The sequence below is a fragment of the Trinickia symbiotica genome, assembly GCF_003028655.1.
Lineage (GTDB): Bacteria > Pseudomonadota > Gammaproteobacteria > Burkholderiales > Burkholderiaceae > Trinickia > Trinickia symbiotica_A.
This window is the reverse complement of record NZ_PYUC01000005.1, coordinates 289677-313693: the sequence shown is the minus strand read 5'-3', so window position 1 is coordinate 313693 and position 24017 is coordinate 289677. Positions and strand designations below refer to the sequence as shown.

General features: G+C 58.8%; 18 protein-coding genes. 8 read left to right on the top strand and 10 right to left on the bottom strand.

The features are described 5' to 3' along the window. Window positions 1-14: 14 nt before the first annotated feature. Entirely contained in the window at window positions 15-1298 is a 1284-nt protein-coding gene (gene hemL, locus C9I57_RS12250; RefSeq protein WP_107150918.1) for a glutamate-1-semialdehyde 2,1-aminomutase, read from the bottom strand. A 325-nt stretch (window positions 1299-1623) separates the two neighbouring features. On the opposite strand from hemL, the gene C9I57_RS12245 reads away from it, so the two are divergent. Beyond that, a complete protein-coding gene (locus C9I57_RS12245; protein ID WP_219909870.1) occupies window positions 1624-3183 on the top strand; it encodes an MFS transporter in 1560 nt (519 codons plus the stop codon). A gap of 39 nt (window positions 3184-3222) precedes the next feature. Beyond that, window positions 3223-3729 (top strand): winged helix-turn-helix transcriptional regulator, encoded by a 507-nt coding sequence (locus C9I57_RS12240; protein ID WP_107151076.1) that lies wholly within the window; start codon window positions 3223-3225, stop codon window positions 3727-3729. A gap of 44 nt (window positions 3730-3773) precedes the next feature. Here C9I57_RS12240 and C9I57_RS12235 read toward each other — a convergent pair whose 3' ends face one another. Then, the gene (locus C9I57_RS12235) at window positions 3774-4964 is read right to left on the bottom strand and encodes a hypothetical protein (RefSeq protein WP_258187613.1); all 1191 of its coding nucleotides are present in this window, start codon (window positions 4962-4964) and stop codon (window positions 3774-3776) included. Between the two features lie 409 nt (window positions 4965-5373). Between C9I57_RS12235 and C9I57_RS32730 the strand changes: the two genes are divergently transcribed. The 3 genes from C9I57_RS32730 to C9I57_RS12220 all read left to right on the top strand — a co-directional run bounded on the left by C9I57_RS32730 (window position 5374) and on the right by C9I57_RS12220 (window position 8090). Continuing rightward, window positions 5374-5592: a hypothetical protein gene (locus C9I57_RS32730; protein WP_181321820.1), complete on the top strand. Its 219-nt coding sequence runs from the start codon at window positions 5374-5376 to the stop codon at window positions 5590-5592. A 713-nt stretch (window positions 5593-6305) separates the two neighbouring features. Then, window positions 6306-7298 carry an ATP-grasp fold amidoligase family protein gene (locus tag C9I57_RS12225; RefSeq protein WP_258187612.1) on the top strand — a complete coding sequence of 331 codons (993 nt, stop codon included), beginning with the start codon at window positions 6306-6308 and terminating at the stop codon, window positions 7296-7298. Then, a complete protein-coding gene (locus C9I57_RS12220) occupies window positions 7299-8090 on the top strand; it encodes a DUF6875 domain-containing protein (RefSeq protein WP_107150915.1) in 792 nt (263 codons plus the stop codon). A gap of 99 nt (window positions 8091-8189) precedes the next feature. Here the strand turns inward: C9I57_RS12220 and C9I57_RS12215 are convergent, their stop codons facing one another. The 8 genes from C9I57_RS12215 to C9I57_RS12180 all read right to left on the bottom strand — a co-directional run bounded on the left by C9I57_RS12215 (window position 8190) and on the right by C9I57_RS12180 (window position 19601). Then, on the bottom strand, window positions 8190-8645 hold the full coding sequence (locus C9I57_RS12215; RefSeq protein WP_107150914.1) for a response regulator: 456 nt from the start codon (window positions 8643-8645) through the stop codon (window positions 8190-8192). A 25-nt stretch (window positions 8646-8670) separates the two neighbouring features. Further along, a complete protein-coding gene (locus tag C9I57_RS12210; protein ID WP_107150913.1) occupies window positions 8671-10935 on the bottom strand; it encodes a PAS domain S-box protein in 2265 nt (754 codons plus the stop codon). A 10-nt stretch (window positions 10936-10945) separates the two neighbouring features. After that, window positions 10946-11986: an ABC transporter substrate-binding protein gene (locus C9I57_RS12205; RefSeq protein ID WP_107150912.1), complete on the bottom strand. Its 1041-nt coding sequence runs from the start codon at window positions 11984-11986 to the stop codon at window positions 10946-10948. 441 nt (window positions 11987-12427) lie between these two features. After that, window positions 12428-14335: a hypothetical protein gene (locus C9I57_RS12200; protein WP_258187611.1), complete on the bottom strand. Its 1908-nt coding sequence runs from the start codon at window positions 14333-14335 to the stop codon at window positions 12428-12430. A 967-nt stretch (window positions 14336-15302) separates the two neighbouring features. Then, the gene (locus C9I57_RS12195) at window positions 15303-16253 is read right to left on the bottom strand and encodes a hypothetical protein (protein WP_146166204.1); all 951 of its coding nucleotides are present in this window, start codon (window positions 16251-16253) and stop codon (window positions 15303-15305) included. Between the two features lie 25 nt (window positions 16254-16278). Then, window positions 16279-16908: a class I SAM-dependent methyltransferase gene (locus C9I57_RS12190; RefSeq protein WP_107150910.1), complete on the bottom strand. Its 630-nt coding sequence runs from the start codon at window positions 16906-16908 to the stop codon at window positions 16279-16281. Window positions 16909-16982: 74 nt separating this feature from the next. Further along, the gene (locus C9I57_RS12185; protein WP_181321811.1) at window positions 16983-18338 is read right to left on the bottom strand and encodes a hypothetical protein; all 1356 of its coding nucleotides are present in this window, start codon (window positions 18336-18338) and stop codon (window positions 16983-16985) included. Between the two features lie 87 nt (window positions 18339-18425). Next, entirely contained in the window at window positions 18426-19601 is a 1176-nt protein-coding gene (locus C9I57_RS12180; RefSeq protein WP_181321810.1) for an acyltransferase family protein, read from the bottom strand. Window positions 19602-20078: 477 nt separating this feature from the next. Here C9I57_RS12180 and C9I57_RS12175 point away from each other — a divergent pair, with 477 nt between their 5' ends. The 3 genes from C9I57_RS12175 (at window position 20079) to C9I57_RS12165 (ending at window position 23905) form a co-directional block, all read left to right on the top strand. Next, window positions 20079-21296 carry an acyltransferase family protein gene (locus C9I57_RS12175; RefSeq protein WP_181321809.1) on the top strand — a complete coding sequence of 406 codons (1218 nt, stop codon included), beginning with the start codon at window positions 20079-20081 and terminating at the stop codon, window positions 21294-21296. A gap of 169 nt (window positions 21297-21465) precedes the next feature. Then, entirely contained in the window at window positions 21466-22641 is a 1176-nt protein-coding gene (locus C9I57_RS12170; RefSeq protein WP_107150907.1) for an acyltransferase family protein, read from the top strand. A 67-nt stretch (window positions 22642-22708) separates the two neighbouring features. After that, entirely contained in the window at window positions 22709-23905 is a 1197-nt protein-coding gene (locus tag C9I57_RS12165) for an acyltransferase family protein (RefSeq protein ID WP_107150906.1), read from the top strand. Window positions 23906-24017: the final 112 nt, after the last annotated feature.

The window sequence follows — 24017 nt, the reverse complement described above, 5'->3', positions numbered from 1 at the left end:
GTGCGGCTTGCGCATCATGCGGCAAGCGCCGCGAAGGCACTGCGCGCGGCGTCGAGCGTGGCGTCGATGACGGCATCGTCGTGCGCGATCGAAACGAAGCCTGCTTCGTAGGCCGACGGCGCAAAGTAGACACCCGCATCGAGCATCTTGTGGAAGAACGCATTGAAGCGGGAAATGTCGCTGCGCGAGACGTCGGCGAAGCTCGCCGGCACTTTGTCGGTGAAATAGATGCCGAACATGCCGCCGACGGCATCGGCCGAGAATGCCGCGCCCGCTTCGTGCGCCACGGCGGCGAGGCCGTTGGCGAGCCTGGCCGTGCGCTCGCCGAGACGCTCGTAGAAACCCGGCGCCTGAATGAGCTGCAATGTCTTCAAGCCCGCGGCGACCGCGATCGGATTGCCGGACAGCGTACCGGCCTGATAAACGGCGCCTTCGGGCGCGAGATGCGCCATGATGTCGCGCCGGCCGCCGAACGCTGCCGCGGGCATACCGCCGCCGATCACTTTGCCGAGGCAGGTGAGGTCGGGCTCGATGCCGTAGAGCGCCTGGGCCCCGCCCAATGCGACGCGAAAGCCGCACATCACTTCGTCGAAGATGAGCACGGCGCCGTGATGCGTGCAAAGCCGCCGCAGCGCTTGCAGAAAATCGGGATTCCCGCGCACGAGATTCATGTTGCCCGCAACGGGCTCGACGATGACGGCGGCGATCTCGTCGCCGAATGCCGCGAACGCCGTTTCGAGCGCCTCCGTGTTGTTGTACTCGAGCACGCTCGTATGTTTCGCGATGTCAGGCGGCACGCCGGCCGACGTCGGATTGCCGAACGTCAGCAGCCCCGAGCCCGCCTTCACGAGCAGGCTGTCGGCATGGCCGTGGTAGCAGCCCTCGAACTTGACGATACGTTCACGCTTCGTGAACCCGCGCGCGAGACGTAGTGCGCTCATCGTCGCCTCGGTGCCGCTCGATACGAGGCGCACCTGATCGATCGACGGCACGAGCTTGCGAATTTCCTCCGCGATTTCGATTTCGGCCTCGGTCGGCGCACCGAACGAGAACCCGTCGGCGAGCACGCGCTGCACTGCTTCGAGCACCTCCGGATGAACGTGGCCGAGGATCATCGGCCCCCATGAGCCGATGTAGTCGATGTAGCGCACGCCCTCTGCGTCCCAGAAGTAGGGGCCTTGCGCGCGTGCGACGAAGCGCGGCGTGCCGCCGACCGAACGGAACGCGCGCACCGGGGAGTTCACGCCGCCTGGGATCGACCGTTGGGCGCGTTCGAAAAGAGCTTCGTTGCTGGTCATGAGATGGGGCCTGCGTCGAGGTAAGGGGGCTCAGCGGGGCGGACCGGCGGACTGCAAAGCCGATGCACCGCGCGGGCGGAGCGATTCGTCAAATTGTACCGGAGCCGGCGGATATGCCGTCTGGAGGCGGGCGGCCGGTAGGCGGATCGGTAGGGAAACCGAAGACCATTCCCCTTACGTGAGAATGGTTGCAAATTAAAACTTCTCTACCTAGCATTCCATGGGTTTCATGTTGAAACCATGTCGTCGCACGCAACTCCTTCGCGCCGCGCCAATTTGTGGCGGTGTCGGTCCATCAACCCTCTCGGAAGAATGACCCATGGATATCTCCTACTCCCGCTCCGGCAAGAACGTCATTGCCTTGGCGGCGCTGTGCCTGGCCCAACTGATGTTCGCGCTCGAAATCTCGAGCGTGCCGGTGATTTTGTCGACGCTCGAAAAGGTATTGCAGGCCGACTTCAGGGACCTGCAATGGATCATGAACGCCTACACGATTGCGTGCACGACCGTGCTGATGGCCTCCGGAACCTTGGCGGACCGGTACGGCAGAAAGCGTCTTTTCGTCATCAGCGTGATCGTATTCGGGCTGGCGTCGTTGCTTTGCGGCCTGACGCATAGTGCGCCGCTCTTGATCGCGGGGCGATTCGTCCAGGGGATGGGAGGCGGCGCGATGCTCATCTGCCTGATCGCGATTCTTTCGCACCAGTTCAATGAAGGGCAGGAGCGGATCAAGGCGTTCGGCATTTGGGGCATCTTTCTCGGCTTCGGCTTGGGCTTCGGACCGATCGTCGGAGGCGCCATCGCCGCGCTGTCGGGGTGGCAATGGGTGTTTCTGATTCATGTGCCCATATCGATTATTACGCTCCTTCTTGCGCTCGGCAGCGTCGACGAATCCAGCGATCCCGAGGCGAAGAAACTGGACGTTCTCGGCATCGTTACGCTTTCGCTCGCCGTGTTCGGCCTCACGTACTACATCACGCAGGGTTCGGAGTTCGGCTTTGCGAGCAGCATCTCTTTGTACGTCATCGCCGCCACCATCGCGAGCTTCATCGCGTTCCTGCTCGTCGAGAAGATCAACCCCCATCCGATGTTCGATTTCTCGGTTTTCCGCATCAGAAGGTTTTCGGGCGCCATCATGGGTTCGATCGGCATGAATTTCAGCTTCTGGCCGTTCATCATCTTTTTGCCGATCTATTACCAAAGCGCGCTGGACTACGATATCGTCGCCGCGTCCTTGTCGCTGCTGGCCTATACGCTTCCCACGCTCGTGGTCCCGCCGTTCGCCGAGCGTCTTTCGCATCGTTACCAGCCGGCCGTGATCGTTCCGCTCGGCATGTTCACGATTGGCTTGGGCTTCATGCTGATGCGGTTCGGTGCAGGGTTCACGCACGCCGGCGGATTGACGATGCTTCCCGGCTCGCTGATCGCCGGTGTCGGGCTAGGCTTGACCAATACGCCCACCACGAACACCACCACGGGCTCCGTTCCGTCCAACCGCGCGGGCATGGCCTCGGGCATGGACATCAGCGCACGATTGATCACGCTTGCGATCAACATCGCTTTGATGGGGCTCGTCCTCGTCGCCGGCATCGCCGGCTATTTGCGAGGCGTGTTGCCAGCCTCCTTCGATGCCGCACAACTGCGGGCGCTGGCCGAGAGAATCGCGGCGGGGAATCTGCCGGGGCTTGCTCACGGCTTCCCGGAATTCAGCCATATCGACGCGTCCGGCGCGATCGCTCGTGCCGCGTTGGTGCACGGTTTTCGCTGGGTCATGCTCTATGGCGGATTGGGGGTGTATGGGTGCTCGGTGCGATCAGCGCCATCATTTTCCGCGCTAGAGGGGCGCGGCAGCCTGCCGGTACGTGACGCTTGCGCGCTCATTTAGAATAGATGCCTGATTTAGATGGTCGTGCGGAGGCGCGTCATGGTGAAGCGAACGAGTCACAGGGACGTGCCCTGTTCGATAGCGCGGCCCTTGGATGCGATCGGCGATTGGTGGTCTTTGCTCATCGTTCGCGATGCCTTCAACGGCCTCGAGCGCTTCGGCGAATTCCAGAAAAGTCTCGGGCTCGCCAAGAACATTTTGTCCGCACGGCTTCGCACGCTCGTCGAACATGGCATTCTCGAGTCCGTTCCGGCGTCCGATGGCAGCCCCTACCAGAAATACGTGTTGACGCAAAAAGGCCAGGGGCTGTTTCCGCTTCTCGTCGCATTGAGGCAGTGGGGGGAGGATTATTTCTTCGAACCCTCCGAGTCGTACGTGCGACTCGTCGACAAAGAGCAGGGCCTGCCGCTCAAGCGCCTCGAGGTTCGCTCGCAAGACGGGAGACTATTGGGGCCCGCAGATACGGTGCTGCTACCGGCCGAGGAAGGAGGACCTCGACGCTCCGCGGCGTTCGGAGGAGAAGATCATCACCAAGAATCGAGCTGATCGGCGGAGGGGGCTCGGCGAGAGACGCGAGGCCCAGTCGGAAGTTACTGCCCGGTGTAGCCGACCGGCGCGGTGACGTTGGCCTGGATCACGCTGGCGTTCGTGGATACGACGTATTGCGGTGTTTCGGTGAGCTTCAGTTGAACGACGCCGTTCGTATAGGCGAGTTTCGTCGGATTGCCCATCATGTCGTAGACGATGACTTCGCCGCTCGTTCCGGGCGCATCGACCGTGAGCGCATAGCGCGTGCTATAGGTGGGGCTATAGGCGCCCGTCGAAGTCGGCCAAGCGGCGTTGTTGTGGGTCCACAAGGCCGTGATGACCTTACCGCCGCCCATGCGCTGGAAGGCGTAGCCATAGACCATGGAGGGCAAGCCGTTCAATCGACCGAGCGTTTGGGTGCCGTCGATGATGCGCGTCATCGCCGCGAATGCCATGGCTTCGGGCTTCGGACTGAGGTTCGACGCGCCACATTGTCCTTGTGGGTGAACGAGGTCGAAGAACGTGCCGTAACCGACATCGCCCGGGTAATCGGACCCATAGAAGAAGTAGGTCACCTGCGCGCCTTCGCCGAGAATGATCAGGTGGGCGCGCGCTGCGACAGCGGCTTGAGCGAAGAGCTGATTGGCCGAGGGCGAATTCGGACCGTAGGTCACGCCCGGGTCGTATTGGATGCCAAGCTCCGTCTGCCAAAGCCGCATGTTCGGCTTGATGCCCTGCATGACCGAGCGCAACTCCTGCATCTGCTTGTCGAGCGAAGTGCGGACCCAGGCGGGATCCGGGTTGGTGTCGTTCAACTCTGGCGGGTGGGAGGGGTAGGTGCCGGCGTTGTAGTAGCCGTGCGTGGTGACGCCGTCGATGTACTGGCCGAGCCCCAGGGCTGCGTAGGTCTGCAGAACGCCCCCCGTACATGCCCCCTGGCAGTCGGCCATGTAAGGGTTGGTCGTGCCCATGACGACCGCGTTCGGGTCCGTCGAGTGCAAGCCGGTGTAGACGGCCTTATACATGTCGACGAGTTTCGACGGCGCATCGGCCCACACCGGCTCCCACGTCACCTGGTAGTAATCGTTCTGCTGATTCGGAAAATAGGCCTGCCGAATGGCCGCCGAGTCCTGGCCGACACGCGCCATGTACTGCTGGTAGTAGCTCAGGTCCGTCGGGGCGTTCGTGTCGTCCTGCATGGCACCGGTCGGGCTGGCCCATGCTGGAATGCCGTCGAGGCGGATAAGGCGCATTACCTTTCCGTTCTTATAGACGGACGCTACCCCGGTCACCGATGGTCTCCAAGCGTTTGGCCTCTTTGGCTCCATGACCGAGAGCTGACGATCGTCGATCGTTTGAGATATCCCCAGGGCCGCCAACATTCGAGCGTAGCCGTTGAATCCTTGCATACCGAAACGATGCTGATCCTGGTGCGCGAATGTGACGGCAGGCAGGTATGCGGACACATTCGGCAAGATCCCGAACGTTGCGATTCCTGACGGGCGGGTGCCGGCGCGCGGCAACGCTCCCCCCGCCGCGGACAACGTCGCGGACACCGCAAAATAACCGCTTACCTTGGACCGACACAAAAGCGTGGTCGTGCGAGTGCCGCCCGCGACGGGAAACGTACCGTTGACCTCGACATTGTCCAGGTAGTCTCGGATGGACCATACGACGTGGTCGGCTGTCGGGGCCGCCGTGACGAACGATACGTGGAATGAGCTGCCTTCTGGGAACAGGCGTGTTCCGTCAGTGCTTGGTGTATCGGCTGCGATCAATCCATTGGCGAAGCCGCCGGATGTCGTCGATCGCAGCTTGCAAGCGATCGCCGCGGTCGATTGCGGCATCGAGCCGGACGCCGATGCGGGCGCCGAGCGCTGAGGCATGCTTGTAACGAGATTGTCGCGTGACGATAACCCGACGAATGCGCTTTCTCCGCTTTGCGCATCCATGCGGGGAAACCCAAGGCTCGCAAGCAAATACAAACCAGCGATGAGCGATCGCCATGTGACGTGACGCGGAACCATCGCAGCGCAAGCGGATCGGGTACGCACGGTATCGCCCGTTCAATGTCAGCGTAACGAAACAAGGAACGAGCAAGAAGCACACCGCATATCGGCGGCGCATTTATTGAACGTCGCAATCGGTGACTCGCGGGATAGTGAAATGCGCCGATATCCTGTTCTCCATGACGCCCACAACCCTTGCACTCCATGCCTCCTGCTTGCGCGAAATATGGCTCGGCGTTACGTCATCGTTACGTAACGAATCGCCACATGCCGAGCGGGCAAGGCTTTCATTGGGCGATCGATTGGGAGGCGCGCTGGCGCGTTTCCGTTTATCGGGCCGTCGTGGCTGTCGCGCTCACGCGCTTCCTCGAACAAGTACGCAAACGTTGGCACAGTTTCTGCGGAACACGAGCGCAGTGCTCTCGGCAGTGCGGAGAGAAAGAGCGATCGCATAAGCGATAGTCGCTGCGAGATTGCGGACAATTTGAACAAAGCGGGGGCTGCAATGGCGGGGAAAGATCGGCAGACGCATATGAGCAACTGGGGAGGAGTCCCTCGGCGACTCGCGCACGACGCGCACCTCGGTTGCTGCAGCGTACGCTTCCAATGACGGGCGGCTCCATGTCCAGGCCAATCGAAAAGGTCTCAGGGGCGCGCGTCGGCTTCCTGCATTTGCACGAGCGCACGGAACGCTTGAAGCAGGTCTTGCGCGATGCAGGCGATGGATGGTTGCGTCGAGCGAAACTCCTGTTACCGGATCACGTGTTCCTGGCGATCTCGCATCGCAGGAAGATCGGACGGTTTCCCAGGTTCAGAAATCCTGAGACATTCAACGAGATGATTCTGGCTCGATGTCTTCATCCGAATCCGCGGTGGAGCAAGTTGGCCGACAAGCTGGCTGTTCGCGATTACGTCAGGGACAGGATCGGTGAGAAATATTTGATTCCGTTGATTGCGGCGCCGGACGTATTCACGCAAGAGATTTTCAATTCGCTCCCAGCTTCATTTGTCATGAAAGCGAATCACGGGTCGGGATTCGTCGAAGTCGTTTGGGACAAGTCGAAGCGATCATTCGGCGAGCTACGGGCAATAGCTGACAGGTGGCTTCGCACTGACTACTACCGCCAAGGGCGAGAGCGGCACTATCGTGCGATCAAGCCACGTATCCTCTTCGAAACACTGCTTCTCGACAGCTCCGGCAAGATTCCGCCGGACTTCAAGATGAACATGTTCGGCAATACCTCTCAGGGGCCGGTCATCTATACCGGCGTCGTGCAAGATCGCTTTGGAAATGAACGCATCGATCTCTACGACGCGCAGTGGCGTCCGCTCGATTTGGAACTGGGCGAATTTTCCGGAAGCGGGGTTCCTCCACCGCCCCCGCCCCATTGGGAAGAGGTGATCAGAGTTGCCACGCGCTTGGTGGAAGGGCTTGGCTACGCCCGCGTGGATCTTTATGTCTTCGACGACAAAATCTACTTCGGCGAGCTGACGTTTACGCCCGGTGGAGGGATCTTTCCATTTTCCCCCGATCGCTATGACTACGAGTGGGGGCGTCTTTTCAAGGCAATGACTTGATTGACGACCGACATGATGAACATTGCCAGCAATTCCGATCGAGCTCAATCTTCGATCGAGGCCGCGCTTATCGAAATCGAACGGTCGCTTTACTTGTCAACCTCAATTCACTCGATCCCGGATGCCGAGGTCGCGGCGACGTTTCGTGCCGGACTCGAATGGATGAAGCGATTTGTCATGCGACCGAACCCTCACCTGGGGCGTAGGGGAGCCGTCTGTCCGTTCGCACGGCCGGTCCATGAGGAGCCAGCTTTATACTTTTGTACGTTCGACTGCGGTGACATGAACTTCGAGACGTTTGTGGAAATCATGCTGCAGGTACCGAAGCTCTACAGGCGAATCTCAGCCGGCTTTTCCGGCCGATCGGATTTACTGTCGCTGTGCGTCTTTCCGACAGGCCTGTCTGCGGCTGCGTATTACAAGTTCATAGATTGTGCGCACTCGATACTAAAGCCGATCTATATGAGCGCGGGGCTGATGATCGGCGAGTTCCATCCGCTAAGTGCCGTCCGTGGGGTGCATTCGGACACGATATTTCCTTTGCGCGCGGACGTGCCATTTTTTGCCATACGGTCGACGACTGCGCATGACATCTTGTTCATCGATCGAGAATCAGGATCCGCTGGTCAACGCATTCATGAGCTCGAGTGCTACCTGAGCTCGGCGGGTCAGCTCTTACCAGATGGCGAGATCGCGCGTATACGAGCGCGCATCGAGCAGCTCAAGTCACAGCTCGTCTCCGAGAATGATCCTGCCGATACCATCCCGCCAGCGACCACCGCCGTTGGTTGAAGGAAGCGGGATTCTCTCTGATAGCCGAGTACGACGCACGCACCATTAGTCATGGTGCGCTCGTTGCCTGCTGAGCGCGTCTTCTTCTTGCTTCGCGACTCAAGGCTGCTTGATCGGGGGCAGGGTAACCACGCCGAGCCAGAAATCGTTGATGCTGCGAACGACTTCCGTAAATTTCGAAAAATCCACCGGTTTGTTGATATAGCAATTCGCATGTAGGCCGTAAGATCGGATCACGTCCTCCTCTGCCCTGGACGTGGTCAGGATCACGACCGGGATCGTGCCGAGCTCCGGATCGGCTTTCAATTCCTCGAGCACCTCCCGACCGCTTTTTCTCGGCAAGTTGAGATCGAGAATGATCATGCCTGGTCGGCGAGCCGTCGCATACATCCCCTGACGTCTGAGATACTCCATGGCAGTCACCCCGTCCTCCACCACATGAAGCGGGTTGAGCACTTTGTAATCCTCGAGGGCTTCGCGGGTCATCATGACATCGGTCGGGCTATCCTCCACCAGCAGGATGTCGGCCAAGTTGCCTTTTGCATCGACAAGCATGGACTACCTCTATCCGGTTGAACGGCTATTTCGATGGACTGCCCGGGTCGCGCGGCAGTGTAAAAAGGAACGTCGTGCCGTTGCCCGGATCGGACTCGACCCAGATACGGCCACCGTGGTGTTCGACGATGCGCTTGCACAGTGCCAGTCCGATTCCCGTGCCGGGATAGTCGCGACGCGTGTGCAAGCGCTGAAAAATGAGAAAAATTCGTTCGAAGTACTGCGGATCGATGCCGATTCCGTTGTCCCTGACATGAAACACCCAGGCATCGCTGCGAGCGTCGGCTCCCACGTGAATTCGCAAAGGGCGGTCTTTGCTTCGGAATTTGATCGCGTTTCCCACGAGGTTCTGGAAGAGTAGCGAGATCTGCGTGGAAATCGCATGAACCACAGGCAAATCCTCATGGACGATCTGGGCGCCGCTCGCCTCGATCGCGGCGCTCAGATTTCCGAGTGCATACTCGAGCGCCTGGGCGGATTCCGTCGGTTCCCAGGGTTCCGCGGACCTTCCCATGCGCGAGAATGCAAGCAGATCGTCGATTAGCGTCTGCATCCTGCTCGCTCCGTCGACGGCGTGCCCGATATATTCGTCGGCCCGTGCGTCGAGTTGTCCAAGATAGCGTCGTTGCAACAGCTGAAGCGGCCCAGCGATGGCCCGCAACGGCTCCTGAAGGTCATGCGAGGCGACGTAGGCGAACTGTTCGAGGTCGCGATTGGAGCGGGCTAACTCCTCGGTTCGCCGGCGCAACTCTTCCTCGGCCCTTTTTCGCTCCGTGATATCCGCGATTGCGGCAAGCACGAATGAGCCCGTGGAGGTCTCAACCGGGTTGAGTCCGATTTCCACCGGAAATTCCGAGCCGTCTTTGCGCTGACCGTTGAGATCTCGACCTTCGCCCATCCGACGCGCGCTTGGGGCCAGAAAAAAGCTTCCACGAAGTTTTGGATGGGTCGCGCGATAACGTTGCGGCAGCAGCTTTTCCACAGGCTGGCCGATCAGCTCATCGCGCTCATATCCGAAAATCGATTCGGTCAACGCATTGACCAGCGTGATACGTCCGGTATGGTCCACCATGACGATCGCGGTAGGCGCCGATTCGACAGTTGCGCGTAAGAGCTCCTCTTGCCGCTTGCGCTCGGTGATGTCCACAATGGCCGCCAGGACGTGCATTCCCTCGCTTGTCTCGAGCGGATTGAGGCCGATCTCCAGCGGCACTTCGGTACCGTCCTGGCGCAGGCCGTACAGGTGGCGGCCTGCACCCATAGGGCGGTTGCCCGGATTCTCGAAGAACGCGGACCGGTAGCCGGGGTGGTCGCGCCGAAACCGCTCGGGCACAAGCAGCTCTATGCCTTGCCCAACAAGTTCGTCGCGGGCGTAGCCAAACACCTTTTCGGTTTGAGAGTTCACCAACGCGATGCGGCCGTCGCGGTTGATGATGATCATTGCGTTGGGTGCTGCCTCGACGACCCGTCGGAAGCGCTCCTCGGCCTGCTTGCGTTCGCTGACCTCCTTCAAAAGCAATTCGTTTGCGTGCTCGAGCTGATCTCGCGAAACAGTGGTCTTTCTGAGCGCCTCGACCATCTCGTTGAACGCCCGCGAAAGCTCCCCGATCTCGTCCCTCGACGTGACGGCGAGCCGGTGCTCGAGGTCGCCCGCCCCGACGATGACCGTGCCCTCACGCATCAGCGCGAGTGGCCGAATCACGCTTCGCAGCATGAGATTCAATGTCGCCAGGAGCGTCACCACCGCTACGGCCGCGAATAGCGCGGCCGCTATGTTCATCCGCCGCTGGGCATTCCGCACGCTGCGCCTGGTGCTGTCGGAAAGACTGAGCGCGTCGGAAATCATGTCTTGTGTGCGGTTCAGGATCTGCCCTGTCAGTCGGATCTCGAGTTCCTGCATCACCGCGTCGTTGGTACCGACGGTTTGCACTCCGCTACGATCCTGGAGCAATTCAGCAAACAATGCTTCAATGTTCCCTTGTCTATGACGAAGGTCGTCGATCGTGGCCATCTCCTGGCCGCCGGCGAATCCCGTCGCATCTGAGAGGAGTTTCGCGAGGGACGCGTTTCGCAATTGCCACTGGTTGCGCGGGCGCGCTTCGTGGCCGCGCACATACTCTAGCGTGAGGTACCGGAGCGAACTGACCGCATTCAAAATGCTGCTGGCGGTTTCGTTGTTGGCGAGGTCCGACTTCACCTGTTGACCGGCGATGAACAGCATGGTGCCAATGATCGCCATGGCAAGCGCTGCAAAGAGCCCGGTCAGCGCGAGGCGAGTCGATATCTTCATAGGCGCGCCATCAATGAATGAGAGTCACCGCCGCGGGCGCCACCGCCTCCAGCGCATGCAGATCGACGTAGTCGAGGTAGTTGGGCATGTCCATGCGTCGAGTCAGCGCGTCCCTGATCGCCCACCGTGTATCGTCCTCGAGTCCGAGCAGAAGGCTTTGATCGAGCGTCACGCGGAACCGATAGTCGGGCCACGTCGCATTCAACTCGGCCGTGCCGACATTGAATGCGGCGCGGACCAGCGCGCGCGCCTCGTCCGGTTGATTTCGGCAGAGGCGGGCTCCAGAAATCAGGGCGCGCACGACTTTTTGGAGGACCATTTGATGCCCGGCAACATAGGCGCGCATGCCTGTCAGATTGAGCGTTGTGCTATAGATGTCGCCTGCCAGGAAGGTCATGCCATCGGCGCCCAACTGACTTCGCAATGCCCCAAGGATCGGTTCCCACGCCGATGCCGCATCGATTTCGCCTCGGGCGAGCGCGCCAGACAGCGCCGCTGGCGTGAGATCGCGCAGAGTGACATCGCCAAGCGCCAGATGGTGTCTGGCGAGAAAGACGTCAAGCACAAAGTGGCTACCGGTCCCGAGCGTGACGCCGATTCGCTTGCCTTTTAGGCTGGCGGGCGTGGTGATCCCCTTGTCGACTCTGCCGACTACGCCGATATCGTTCTCCGCCCGGGCAACGGTCGCGACCACGGATAACGGTTGATCGTTCATCACGGCGAGCACGACCGGCAGGTCACCCGATATGGCCAGGTCGGCTTTGCCGCTGAGCAGCGCATCGAGCGCTGCCTTCCCGCTCAAGTAAAGCGGCACCGTGGCCTCGATGCCCTCGCTCTTGAAGTATCCCTTGGCTTGCGCGACGACGACGGGGCAAGAACCTGTGTACACGATATTGGCGATGACGACGCGTTCGGGGGGCTCGATGTCAGATGGCTTCGGCGAGCGGTGACCGAACCATGCGAAGGCCGCGCTTCCCACGAGCGCGACAAAGCCAACGATGGCATAGATCGGTGTTCTTCTACCGGCCCTCGTAATAGGCTTCACCTTCATCGTAGGCCCCTCGGACAATGGCCGTAAAGCACGCTTGGCACGAACCGATAAACCGCGATTGATCGAGTGAAGTATAGACGCGCGCGGGCGTGTGACAAGCAGGCTAATGCGACGTTCAGGATAGATCGCGCTCAGTGTATTTGCCGAGCGCGGAGTGAATCACGGTGAGCATTAATGTGGTAGTGATGCCTCCTGACGCTAGAGGAGGTACCGGACTCCGATTTCATGTATTCCACCCAGCTAAATCGGACTTGCGATCACCGTCTCGACCGTGGAGATGGCGAAATTGTAGGCATTCACCCAGAATATTCAGCCAAAGTTGGGCTGAAGGGATAGACGTTAGACGGCATGGCCCGTAAGGCTAAATAAAAAGGCGCCGCGGACGCGGCGCCTCAGAAGGTCTCGAAGAACGGCCCGACGTTGCCGCTGGGCCGCGGGATATTACTGCCCGGTGTAGCCGACCGGCGCGGTGACGTTGGCCTGGATCACGCTGGCGTTCGTGGATACGACGTATTGCGGTGTTTCGGTGAGCTTCAGTTGAACGACGCCGTTCGTATAGGCGAGTTTCGTCGGATTGCCCATCATGTCGTAGACGATGACTTCGCCGCTCGTTCCGGGCGCATCGACCGTGAGCGCATAGCGCGTGCTATAGGTGGGGCTGTAGGCGCCCGTCGAAGTCGGCCAAGCGGCGTTGTTGTGGGTCCACAAGGCCGTGATGACCTTACCGCCGCCCATGCGCTGGAAGGCGTAGCCATAGACCATGGAGGGCAAGCCGTTCAATCGACCGAGCGTTTGGGTGCCGTCGATGATGCGCGTCATCGCCGCGAATGCCATGGCTTCGGGCTTCGGACTGAGGTTCGACGCGCCACATTGTCCTTGTGGGTGAACGAGGTCGAAGAACGTGCCGTAACCGACATCGCCCGGGTAATCGGACCCATAGAAGAAGTAGGTCACCTGCGCGCCTTCGCCGAGAATGATCAGGTGGGCGCGCGCTGCGACAGCGGCTTGAGCGAAGAGCTGATTGGCCGAGGGCGAATTCGGACCGTAGGTCACGCCCGGGTCGTATTGGATGCCAAGCTCCGTCTGCCAAAGCCGCATGTTCGGCTTGATGCCCTGCATGACCGAGCGCAACTCCTGCATCTGCTTGTCGAGCGAAGTGCGGACCCAGGCGGGATCCGGGTTGGTGTCGTTCAACTCTGGCGGGTGGGAGGGGTAGGTGCCGGCGTTGTAGTAGCCGTGCGTGGTGACGCCGTCGATGTACTGGCCGAGCCCCAGGGCTGCGTAGGTCTGCAGAACGCCCCCCGTACATGCCCCCTGGCAGTCGGCCATGTAAGGGTTGGTCGTGCCCATGACGACCGCGTTCGGGTCCGTCGAGTGCAAGCCGGTGTAGACGGCCTTATACATGTCGACGAGTTTCGACGGCGCATCGGCCCACACCGGCTCCCACGTCACCTGGTAGTAATCGTTCTGCTGATTCGGAAAATAGGCCTGCCGAATGGCCGCCGAGTCCTGGCCGACACGCGCCATGTACTGCTGGTAGTAGCTCAGGTCCGTCGGGGCGTTCGTGTCGTCCTGCATGGCACCGGTCGGGCTGGCCCATGCTGGAATGCCGTCGAGGCGGACAAGGCGCATTATCTTGCCATTCGTGTAAAAAGGATCGAGATCGGAGAGCGACGGCGTCCACGTGTTGGGGCCGCTAGGCTCCATCCACGAGAGCTCGCGATCGTCGATCGTTTGCGAAACGCCGACCGCGGAGAGTGCCCCCGCGTTGTCGTTGAACCCCTGCATGCCAAAGCGATGCTGCTCCTGATGGGCGAACACGACAGCAGGAAGGACGGCGGACACGTTGGGCAGGATGCCGAACGTAGCGATCCCTGTCGGGCGAGTACCGGCTTCGGGCAGCGTCCCGCCCGCTCGGCTCAGCGTCGCGGTCACAGCGAAATAGCCAGCCGCCGAAGACTTGCATGAGAGCGTGTAGGTCTGCGTGCCACCCGCGACAGCGAACGTGCCGCTGCCCCGGATGTTACCCAGATAGTCCTGAACCGACCACACGACGTTGTCCGCCGCGGGCGCAGCCGTCACAAACGACAGTTTGAAGGCGCTGCCTTCGGTGAACGTGCGTGTGCTGTCCGCGCTCAACGTATCGGCAGAGATCAAGCCATTGGGGGTACCGCCTGCGGTCGCTGTTGGCGCCGAGCAGATGACTGAGTTCGTCGGCACCGCCGCGTGGGCAACGGGCAAACCGAGTATGGCCATACTGTACAGCGCTGCGACCAGACGCTTCGGTGCCGGGATCGATACGGCAGGCGTCGAACGTAAGACAGATGACGAGAGGAAAGAGGTTTTCATTTAATGACCGTTCAGGTAATGGATAATCAAAAGACAAAAGGATTCCATTGCCAACAAATGGCTAATAAAACGAGGAATCTCGCGGATTGCTTCGTTTATGATGTTTAGTTGCCTTGACGGCATCTAACGATCAAGCGATGAAGCGGCGCCTTTCGTTTGAGTTAGTGTTACCCAGATCACATTTCTGCAATATCAGGGTGCGCCGGCAGATTCCGTAGTGGTCAATAACGCCAATGTCAGGTCTTTCCTACGTCGCTGGGGAGGTATTCGCCAATCTCGGTAGTCGGCGAAAGATTTGTAGTTGGTTGATAAGGGTGATGTCGGATATTTCTGGATCGGTATGCGCAGAGGATTACTTAATGGCGAGAATCGCCGAAGATTTTGTCGTAATCGATGACGTCGGCGTCGGTGATTTCCTACGTGGCAGTGGACGATATTCGTTAATATCAGGAGTTGCCGAAGATCTCGTAGCGATCGAGACCGCAATGTCGGTGCTTTCCTACGCCGCAGGGGGCGGTAGGCTGGTGGGGGACGGAAAACGATGTGGATAATCGCTGGGAAGGCGAGCGCCTGACGTCATGCCGCCCCTGCTGGGAGCGGCCTCCGTCCCGGCGCGGTTGGAACATGTTGTCGTTTCTGCAAATCTTTTGACGACTGGCTCGCCTTCGTGTGCAAACGGACACGTATCCGGCGAATCGCCCGGGAGCGGAATGCGGTCTATAAATGGGGGTATCGGGTTTACCCGAGCAATGCCAAGCTAGTTGACGAGCCTAGGCCACACACAGGCAATTCGACATGCTGCCGCCCGAGGCGCTGGTGCACTGTGCGCGCTTTGATGCCATGACGCGCTGCCACCGTGAAGGCGATTTCCCCCACCGCTTCGCCGCGCGTGGTTCGCTCCCACAGCTTGTCCCCCTCAGGCAGGCAGCGGTTATGCGCGGCACGCACCAGCCAGTCGGCCGGCGCCTCAGACCGCCCGCAGCTTTTTGAAAAGAGGCGATTGTCTCGCTATAAACGACATTCTTCCAGAAAGATGTGAAAGATATACCTTTCTGAGCACCCGCTTGGCATCGAACCGGATCATTTTGGATTCCTCTTCAATGATTTTTTTTCCGGATGGCAAGTGAACCAGTGAGCAGTTTTTAAACCATCTCATGTCTCTATGCGTATTGCCTCTCCAGTGCCTCCCAATGGCCTGGTACGCCCCAACCTCAACAATTTCTTGCCCGGAATCAGAAAGAGTGTTGAGAGCGGCAGACATAAACATCTCATCGCCTTGATGATGAAGTCTTCCAACATTATCAATATATCGACCGTACAGCAACCTGGCTTCTTTTACGAGGGTCTCCAGGAACGGTTGGGTTGTCAACAAAAATTCACCGCCGTACCAACGAGGATTCTTCAATTTTCCGCCTGCCACGATCTCCAGATCACCAATCACGCGATCACATCCATAGGCGGGAAAAACCTGATCCGAAATATCGAAGGCTCCAACTCCGGCATCTGAGCAGCGAATGAGCATGGCGGTGTTCAGCGGCTTGAGCGCGACCATATCGGTATCGAGGAGCGCCATCAGAATATCGCGCGGTATTTGTTTGGCCACCGATTCCATCAGGTCGAGTTTGAAATGAGCAGCATGGAAGCGCACTTCCGCCGGCACGCTCGTTTTTGCAACAAGATGGTGGATGGCCGGTCTCAATGCTGCTGGTATATGCGATATCACCTGCGCTACAATATCCGGCTCATTCGTATAAATATTGAGACGGGGCATCCCGGCGCTATGGAGGCTTTTGTTCAGAGATATCGATTGGTGGACATATGACAGGGGGTCTTTGCTTTTATTGTTGGGGCTTCCAAGGACTGAGGCCTTGATGTAAACAAGCGTGCATGGGTAAATTCTTGATTGAATATTATCCATTTCATCACCTTGAGATCTGGGTGGCCTAGGCCTTCCTCGCAACGAGCACCATGCTTTTCCATAGGTACGGCAGGCGACCAACGCCTGAAAAACCGACAACTTGAAAGCCATTGGCCGATAAGAGCGCAGTCAGCGTTGCGCGGCTCCAAAACTTGATGTGTCCGCCGTGCCAGAGAGGCGTATGGTGGGCATCCCATTGGTTGAGGGCCGATAGGGCAAGGTTCTTCAAGTATCCGTGGTAAGGCGTGGACAGGATGAAGTAGCCGCCCGCTTTGAGACATCGGCTGGCATAGATGGGCAGCAGGTGCGGTGAAAATAGATGCTCGACAACTTCCGTGGATACGATCGCATCGAACGCACGCTCGTGTGCCAGCAGACGCGCGGGGTCGTCCTCCACGCCGAAATTGTAGAAGGGGATGTTGGGGTGGGCGCTCTTGGCCAACTGGACGCCCTTGGGGTCGTATTCAACACCGGCTACCTCGTAACCTGCCTTGGCTAACTCAGCACACAGCGCGCCGTTTCCTGCACCGATGTCCAACACGCGGCGTACGTCCAGAACTCCCAATAATTCCAAGATTCGGGGCGCAACATAGCCGCACGACTCCGGCCCGCTCTCGGTGGCCCAGCCATAGTCTTCCACAGCATTCTCTGTCATGTTCAGAACCCTTCGACAAAAAGAACGGGCGCTCCCGTACCGCCTGGCTCGCAGGGCCGCTCTGAATTGGAAATTCAGGGCTGTGCCGGCGGTGCTGGCCGCATGTGCGCGCTGAGCCGTCGCAGTTGCCCGTGCATGGCGACCATCAGGCCAAGCGAAAGGCCGAAGATCAAACCAGAGAAGCGCGGACCAAGCGGATTGCCGCCGATCGACATCGCTGGTAGGGCGGCGGTGAGCAGGATGGCGCGGCCGAGCACGGACAGGCATGGCGCGTTCGGCAAGGCGCTGCGCCATCGGCGATAGGTGATCGCGCAGTGCAGGAGCGCGTAGACGATGGCAAACGGCAATGCGATGCCGAACAGCAGTCCGCCCGCGTAGAACTGATAAACCCAGAAGTTGTGGCCTGCCGCCCGTGTGTGCGTGGCATAGAAGTCCTTCTTGGTTACCTGGCCCGCCAGATCCGGCAAGTAAGCGGGCGAGAAACCGTACTCGTGGGCATACCCTTCGCCGATGAGCAACGAGGTCATGGACGACGTCACTTCGTCGTACTGGTACTTCAGTTCGGCGAGACGCGAGATCGTCGTTGGGTCCTCGCCCGTCGCCGTGCTGTCCTTGGCGTGAATCCGCTGTACCCAGTGCTGGGCCACGGCGGGAAACATCGATACGGCGCCGAACGCCATGCCGCCCAGCACGATCGACACGAACGCCGCACGCAGCAGCGCGCGCACAAGGTGGCGCGATGACGGCGCACTCATCCAGACGGCGAGCATGAAAAGCAGGACCGTGCCGATGAGGAGGCTGCGCGTGACGCTCAGGAGTTCGACGAGGATGGTAGCGAAGAACAGTCCGAGTGTCAGTGTCGTGAAGCGCTTCGCGATGACGAACTCGTGCAGCAAAACGCCCTGCAGGCCCAGCAATGTCACGGAAACGATGTGGTAGCGCACGTCCGCGAGCGGGCCGCCCGTCTGCATACCATGGACGAACGTGAAGGCGAGATTGATGGCGTTGGCCCAGAAGATGGCCCTTTCCATTCGATAGATGTGCGCCTCCCGCCAAGGGCGACACGCCACGATGAAGCCAAGTTGAAAGAGGATGAACGGCAGCAACACGCGCAGGTATTCGTCGAAATCGTTGCGATTGACCCATTGCGTGATGGCGCTTGCGGGCACTGCTAGCATTAGCGCGAGCGATACGAGCGCGCGCAGGCGCGAGTGCTCGGCAAAGCGCGGCCCGGTGAGTATCAGAACCGCACCTGCGAACAGCGTCGGCGCAACGACCAGGATCTGCGCGAGATGATCCGCGTTGTCGCTGGCGGCCTTGTAGTCCATCGCCATCGGACAGATGAAAAGCCAAATCCACAGGGCTGCACTCCGGTTGCGGCCCGTGGAGGGGTGCGTGGCAAACGTGGATTCGCACGGTACTGTTGCCATTGAATCGGCTCCCTATGTGGTTCCCTGCGGACGGAGTGCGCGTGTCGGGCAAGCGTCCGCCGCACAGGCGCTACCCTCAATCACGGTTTAAATGTCCTGAGCGGGGCTGGTATTGGGTGGTAGGCGTATCGCGGCGGTACCGCGCAGGCCGACGGACGGGAGCTCGGCCGGCAGAGCTCCCTGCAGGATTCGTCGGCGCATCGGCCGTTCGAACGACACGAAAATCACGACGCTCAAGGCGACCGCGACGACGAGCGCAATCCATCCGTTGTCTCTCGTGAAGCCGGCAATATGCGCCCAATGTGCCAGCGGAATGTGAATGAGATATAAGGAAAAGCTTGCCTCTCCAAGCAGTAAAAGCGGACGCCGATCGAGCAATCCGAGTACGGGACGCTCGAGTAGCGCCAGCCCCAGAATGAACGCTACGAGTAGTGGCGCTTCGAAGAAGAAGAGGAGGTCCGGAGAGGGGTAGGCAGCAATGCACGGAAACGCGATCAGGGCCGAGCTTACAAGCGTCACGCCGCGCCGATGCGTTGAATAGCCGTTCGCTCTGACACGGACGAAGTACAGTGCCGCCCCGATCCCCATTACAAACTCGGCCAGGTGACTAATCGGAAATTGAGAGACGACAAATCCACTTCGATTTGCCGGAAGATAATTTAGTGTGAGAAAAATCCAGCCGCCGTCGAGACACCATGCCGCGAGGCAAACGATTGATACCGAGATGTTTGACTTTTTATGCAACTTAGATAGCAGCCACGGAAATATCGCGTAGTAGAACGCTTCACATGAGATGCTCCAGGCAGGTCCGTTCCATGGCTGGTTGATGCATGCTATCGGAAACCAAGCAGTCAAAAGAAGTAACTGGGCGAAAAGACTAAGTGACAGGCTAATGCCGGCATGGCTTCTGATGGCATACCAACCGTATAGCAGATCGGTATCGTGCTGCGCGAGCAAATATACCGTCACTGATGCTGCCAAAGCCAGCGAAAGCAGCATAACGGGATATATCCGCGCAAAGCGCGCGAGATAGAACCGAGATACGCCCACTCGTCCCATAGATCCGTGATAGTTATACGCAAGGACAAACCCGGACAGCACGAAGAAAAGCGAGACGGCTGGTCTCCCGCCGTCCACGATTGCAGCAGGGAGGCGGAGCAGCCCCATCTGAGTGTAGTGGCCAACGGCCACCGTAAGGGCTGAAAAGAATCGAATGCTGGTTAGCGCAACGATTGGGCGGTTGAACTGCTGCGTAGGGGGCATGCTATCTCCCGCGCTTATAGACAGACGTGTATATTTGCATGCACGCCCGCAACATCGAGATGAAATCTTGTGCTTCTCGGCAGGCGAGTTTGTGATCGTAGATTCGCTAACGTTCGAAATTGTCAGCGCTGGACCGTGTTCGTGCAACATAGAGATAAAAAATTGCGTTTCTGAATGAATGCGGTCAGCCGTTGCGGGACTGTGATAGGCGGTTTCGGCCACGTTGCCCGAGGATTCGCGTGGCGTATCTCCTACCTCATGCGCATGGGATGCACGCGTCCCGACTTGGGCGCCGAACGGCCGCCGCCCCCACACGCATGACGTCAAGGTGTTTGCCGGGTCAGGAAAGAGAGCAATACGAAGCGAGCCGCAGCCCGATCCATTTAGACGTCATCGTCTCGATCGGACAAGTTTAAATCCTCCATTGCTTCACATTGAGTGAGGTGCCATATTTATCCGGGTATGATCCAGCCATCCATGCAAATGAGCTCGCGAGCGAATATTGCAGATTGTAGTGCTGGATGTGAGCGTTCGGTATTGACAAAAATTGGGGGTTTCATGAGTCGTGCGCTCCCAGCCCTGACGGGGCTAAGATTCGTTGCCGCGCTCGCGGTTTTTCTTTTTCACTTCGGCGCTGGTTGGTCCGAGAGGGCCCATTTCCCGAGCGCTGTAACTGATTTTTTAAAGCACGGCTTTTTTGGGGTAAGTGTATTCTTTATTCTTTCTGGATTCATCTTGTCTCACCAATATGCAGGAAGGTTAAATGGAGTGCGTGACGTTGTATATTTCTATACGTCGAGAGTCGCACGCATTTATCCCGTATACCTGCTGGCGTTGGCTCTGGCGTTTCCGCTGACACAGCGTATGTCTCTGGCCTCCGGGGCGACCGTCTTGTTGATGATACAGTCGTGGGGTCCCGCTTGGTCGGATGCAGGCTACCTCTGGGTAACGCAGGCATGGACACTTTCCGTGGAAGTAGCCTTCTATCTCTGCTTTCCAATTTTATCTGCGATCGTCGGTCGAATAGCCAATGGGTATGCAGTGATCGGCGTCGTCATCGCGTCTATATTGATGGTAGCGTTCGCGCTACCCCTCATCAGCCCACAAGCCGCTGTCCATCATGATTTTGTTGATGCGCTGCTAGGATTTCCGCTGCCGCTGCTGAGAATGGTTGAGTTTGTTTATGGAATGCTTTTGTGCCAGGTATTCTCGACCGTGACGCACTGGCATCATTCCCGTCTCACATCTTCTTTCGCGGTCTCGGCAAACATTTTAGTGATTGTTGGATTGCTCACCAGCTCGGTCAATTCGCACTGGCTGTCGCTCGCTGCCGTCTTGTTCGGGTTGCTGATTTATCAATTGGCTGCCGACCGTACGTGGTTGAGCTCGCTGCTCTCTCAGAGGTGGGCATTGGTCCTTGGTGGGGCGAGCTATGCGTTCTATTTGTTGCAAGGCCCTGTCCGCGCATGGTTGAAGATGGTGGTGCCCAATGAGTCGCTTGGCGCTGCGATCAATCCCGTCGCCCTTATCGTACTATCGATCCTCGTTTATCGTTGGTTCGAGGAGCCAGCAAGGGACATTATAAAGCGTTCTGCAGGATCACTAACTAGACGCAGGGAACGTATCGGCTCGTCGGTGGATCGGTCGTCGATCATTAAATCGTTGGTAAGATTCTCGCCAAAGTCTCAGCGGTGATGGGGACGGTCAGCGACGGGTAAAGAGCCGCGGACGACGTGTCAAAGATGCTACCGCTCCTATACGTCATTTTCATCGTTACAGTTGCCGCTCGCTGAATAACGCTTCTTATTTGCGTCGACCGGCTTGATGGCGGTCCCTCCGCGTCTCGTAAACGAGGAAAGTCGGGATGGAAAATAGACAGCCTGGGCTCGATATCGGAAGGGCCTTTGCGACCATGGGCGTCATCGCGGTACACGTGAGCCTCTGCTTTCCATTGTTGCCTGGATGGGCGCGGGTGCTCGCGCAAATGGGCCAGTTCGGCGTACAACTTTTCTTCGTCATCAGCGCGGTCACGATCTTCATGACGCTTGATGCCGATGTCAAAAAACATTACACGACTCGAGAAGTGACACTGCGGTTCTATGTCAAACGGTTTTTTCGAACTGCGCCGTTATACTATTGCGCGATCGCGCTATACGCCTGCGTCGATTGGCTGGCGAGGTCGAAGCTGCACGCCACTACCATTGTGTTGGCAAAGCATGATATATCCGATATTTTGGCGAATATCTTGTTTGTGCACACGTTCGTCCCGAGCGCGGTAAACGACGTAGTGCCGGGTGGCTGGTCGATTGGCGAGGAGATGTTGTTCTACGCAGCCGCGCCGCTCCTGTTCTTTTTCATCAAATCGCCGCTGCGGATGGGCATGACGGCGGCTGGTATTGTCGCTGCCTGCTTCATGGCAATTTCCTGGGCGTCCGGCGGGCGGTTTTCGTCTATCGCCAATGATTCGTATCTTTACTTTTGGCCGGCAACGCAGATCCCTTGTTTTGTCATCGGGATTTGGCTATGGTTCGCTGCGCGTCCGACGGTCCTGCGTGGCGCTCCCCTCGGACCGATGGGAATAGGAACTGCATTCGCGTTGATCGTGGCCGGGCTGACGGCAACGCTGGTGCTCGGAACGGGGCGTGAGCAATGCCCGGTGTTAGCTCCGGTTGCGTCGGCGATCGGAGCCGCGGGCATCATCGCCATTCTCTCCGGAAATCGCCCGAATTGGCTCAATGCGCGTCCGCTCCTGTCAATCGGACGGGAAAGCTACGGCATTTATGTCTCACATTTCATTTTCATATTCTTAAGCATGCGGCTTTTCAGTGCGGACGGCCCCCTTGCAGCACACAGTGAAGTCGACGCACTGATTCGATATCCGCTAGTCGTGGCGGCGACTATCGTGCTGTCATACGGATGCGCGCGGCTATGTAGCGCGGTGGTGCAACACCCAGTCGACAAAGTCGCACGCCTTTTGCTCTCGAAGATTCCGCCGGATAGAACGACGTCGTCTGCCCACTACACCGTCTACAAGGGCTAGCCACGCATGAAGGCCGCATGAGGGTTTCTTAACTGTCTGACAGGGCACATCATCAAGGGATTTCGAGATGCGAGAACACGGGACACATGTTTCCACTTTGGATGGTGTGCGCGGACTCGCAGTGCTATTGGTCATGCTGTATCACTTTGCACACGTTGACCTTGTGTCGGAACTGCCGGCGGACCGACTGTTCTATCGACTGGCGATGACGGGTTGGATCGGCGTCGATCTGTTTTTTGCGCTGTCGGGCTTCCTGATAACGGGCATCCTTCTGCGCTCCAAGGAGGCATCGCGTTATTTTGGCGTGTTCTATGGGCGAAGGGCGCTGCGTATTTTCCCGTTGTACTACGGCTATCTTGCCCTGCTTTTTTGGGTGATTTTTCCGTTGGTTTCGCATCACGGCGTAGGGGACGAGCGGGCCAAGGCCGAAGCTGTGCAGGCGAGCTGGCCCTGGTTCGTTCTTTACCTGTCGAATATCAAGCAGACATTCGCCGGCGTTTTCTTTGGAGCAGGGGCGGGGCATCTTTGGTCGCTCGCCATCGAAGAGCAGTTCTATGTGATTTGGCCACTGGTAATCCGGTATCTCCCGGTGGCTGTCGTTCGTCGCGTTTGCCTCGTGCTCCTGCCGTTGGCACTGGTGCTGCGCATCGGCATGGCTGCCTCGGGTGTTAGCGCCGATACCATTTGGGTGTTCACTCTCGCGCGGCTGGACGGACTGTTGGCTGGCGCCTTGCTGGCGATCGCCGTGCAGCGTGGGCTGGTTTTTGAAGGGTGGCTAATGAGAGGTATGCCGCTGGCGTTTGTGACGCTTGTATGCGGGCTCGCCGTAATGGGTGGGCACGTAGAATCGAGCCCATGGATCTATACGGTTGGCCTGACCGTTGTTGCGCTCGTAGCGGTCGGTCTCGTCTACACAGCGTACGGGTCGCAACGGCACCCCCTTTTTAGTCATCCCGCGCTCACTTTTCTCGGCAAGTACAGCTACGCGTTGTACGTGCTCCATCCCCTTGTTCGCGAGGCCGCTGTCAAGGCGTTGGGGACGCCGCGCCTGCTGTTCGGAAGCCAGATCCCGTGGCAGATTGCTTTCTCGGCAGCATGCCTTGCCGCGTCGGTTCTGATGGCGCTTCTAAGCTGGCATCTGCTCGAGAAGCGATTCCACCGTTGGAAGGAAGTCTTCTTCTCATATCGCGAGCCTGGGGACTTTCAAACCCTGCAGCGATCGTCGAGAGCGGCCGAAAACGGAAGCGCATCGACGCTTCATTAGGAGGTCGACAGTACGTATCCGCCTTTTAACGGATCGTAGTTGCCGAGCGTTGAATGACACGCCATATTGTGTCCCAATCGGGGGCCGCCCGAGGGTATGGCAAGCACCTGCG

Coding starts and splice junctions, on each gene's coding strand:
- hemL (WP_107150918.1), bottom strand. CDS start 1,298: ATGACCAGCAACGAAGCTCTTTTCGAACGCGCCCAACGGTCGATCCCA.
- C9I57_RS12240 (WP_107151076.1), top strand. CDS start 3,223: ATGGTGAAGCGAACGAGTCACAGGGACGTGCCCTGTTCGATAGCGCGG.
- C9I57_RS12235 (WP_258187613.1), bottom strand. CDS start 4,964: ATGCGCCTTATCCGCCTCGACGGCATTCCAGCATGGGCCAGCCCGACC.
- C9I57_RS32730 (WP_181321820.1), top strand. CDS start 5,374: ATGGACCATACGACGTGGTCGGCTGTCGGGGCCGCCGTGACGAACGAT.
- C9I57_RS12215 (WP_107150914.1), bottom strand. CDS start 8,645: ATGCTTGTCGATGCAAAAGGCAACTTGGCCGACATCCTGCTGGTGGAG.
- C9I57_RS12210 (WP_107150913.1), bottom strand. CDS start 10,935: ATGAAGATATCGACTCGCCTCGCGCTGACCGGGCTCTTTGCAGCGCTT.
- C9I57_RS12205 (WP_107150912.1), bottom strand. CDS start 11,986: ATGAAGGTGAAGCCTATTACGAGGGCCGGTAGAAGAACACCGATCTAT.
- C9I57_RS12200 (WP_258187611.1), bottom strand. CDS start 14,335: ATGAAAACCTCTTTCCTCTCGTCATCTGTCTTACGTTCGACGCCTGCC.
- C9I57_RS12195 (WP_146166204.1), bottom strand. CDS start 16,253: ATGGATAATATTCAATCAAGAATTTACCCATGCACGCTTGTTTACATC.
- C9I57_RS12190 (WP_107150910.1), bottom strand. CDS start 16,908: ATGACAGAGAATGCTGTGGAAGACTATGGCTGGGCCACCGAGAGCGGG.
- C9I57_RS12185 (WP_181321811.1), bottom strand. CDS start 18,338: ATGGCAACAGTACCGTGCGAATCCACGTTTGCCACGCACCCCTCCACG.
- C9I57_RS12180 (WP_181321810.1), bottom strand. CDS start 19,601: ATGCCCCCTACGCAGCAGTTCAACCGCCCAATCGTTGCGCTAACCAGC.
- C9I57_RS12175 (WP_181321809.1), top strand. CDS start 20,079: ATGCAAATGAGCTCGCGAGCGAATATTGCAGATTGTAGTGCTGGATGT.
- C9I57_RS12170 (WP_107150907.1), top strand. CDS start 21,466: ATGGAAAATAGACAGCCTGGGCTCGATATCGGAAGGGCCTTTGCGACC.
- C9I57_RS12165 (WP_107150906.1), top strand. CDS start 22,709: ATGCGAGAACACGGGACACATGTTTCCACTTTGGATGGTGTGCGCGGA.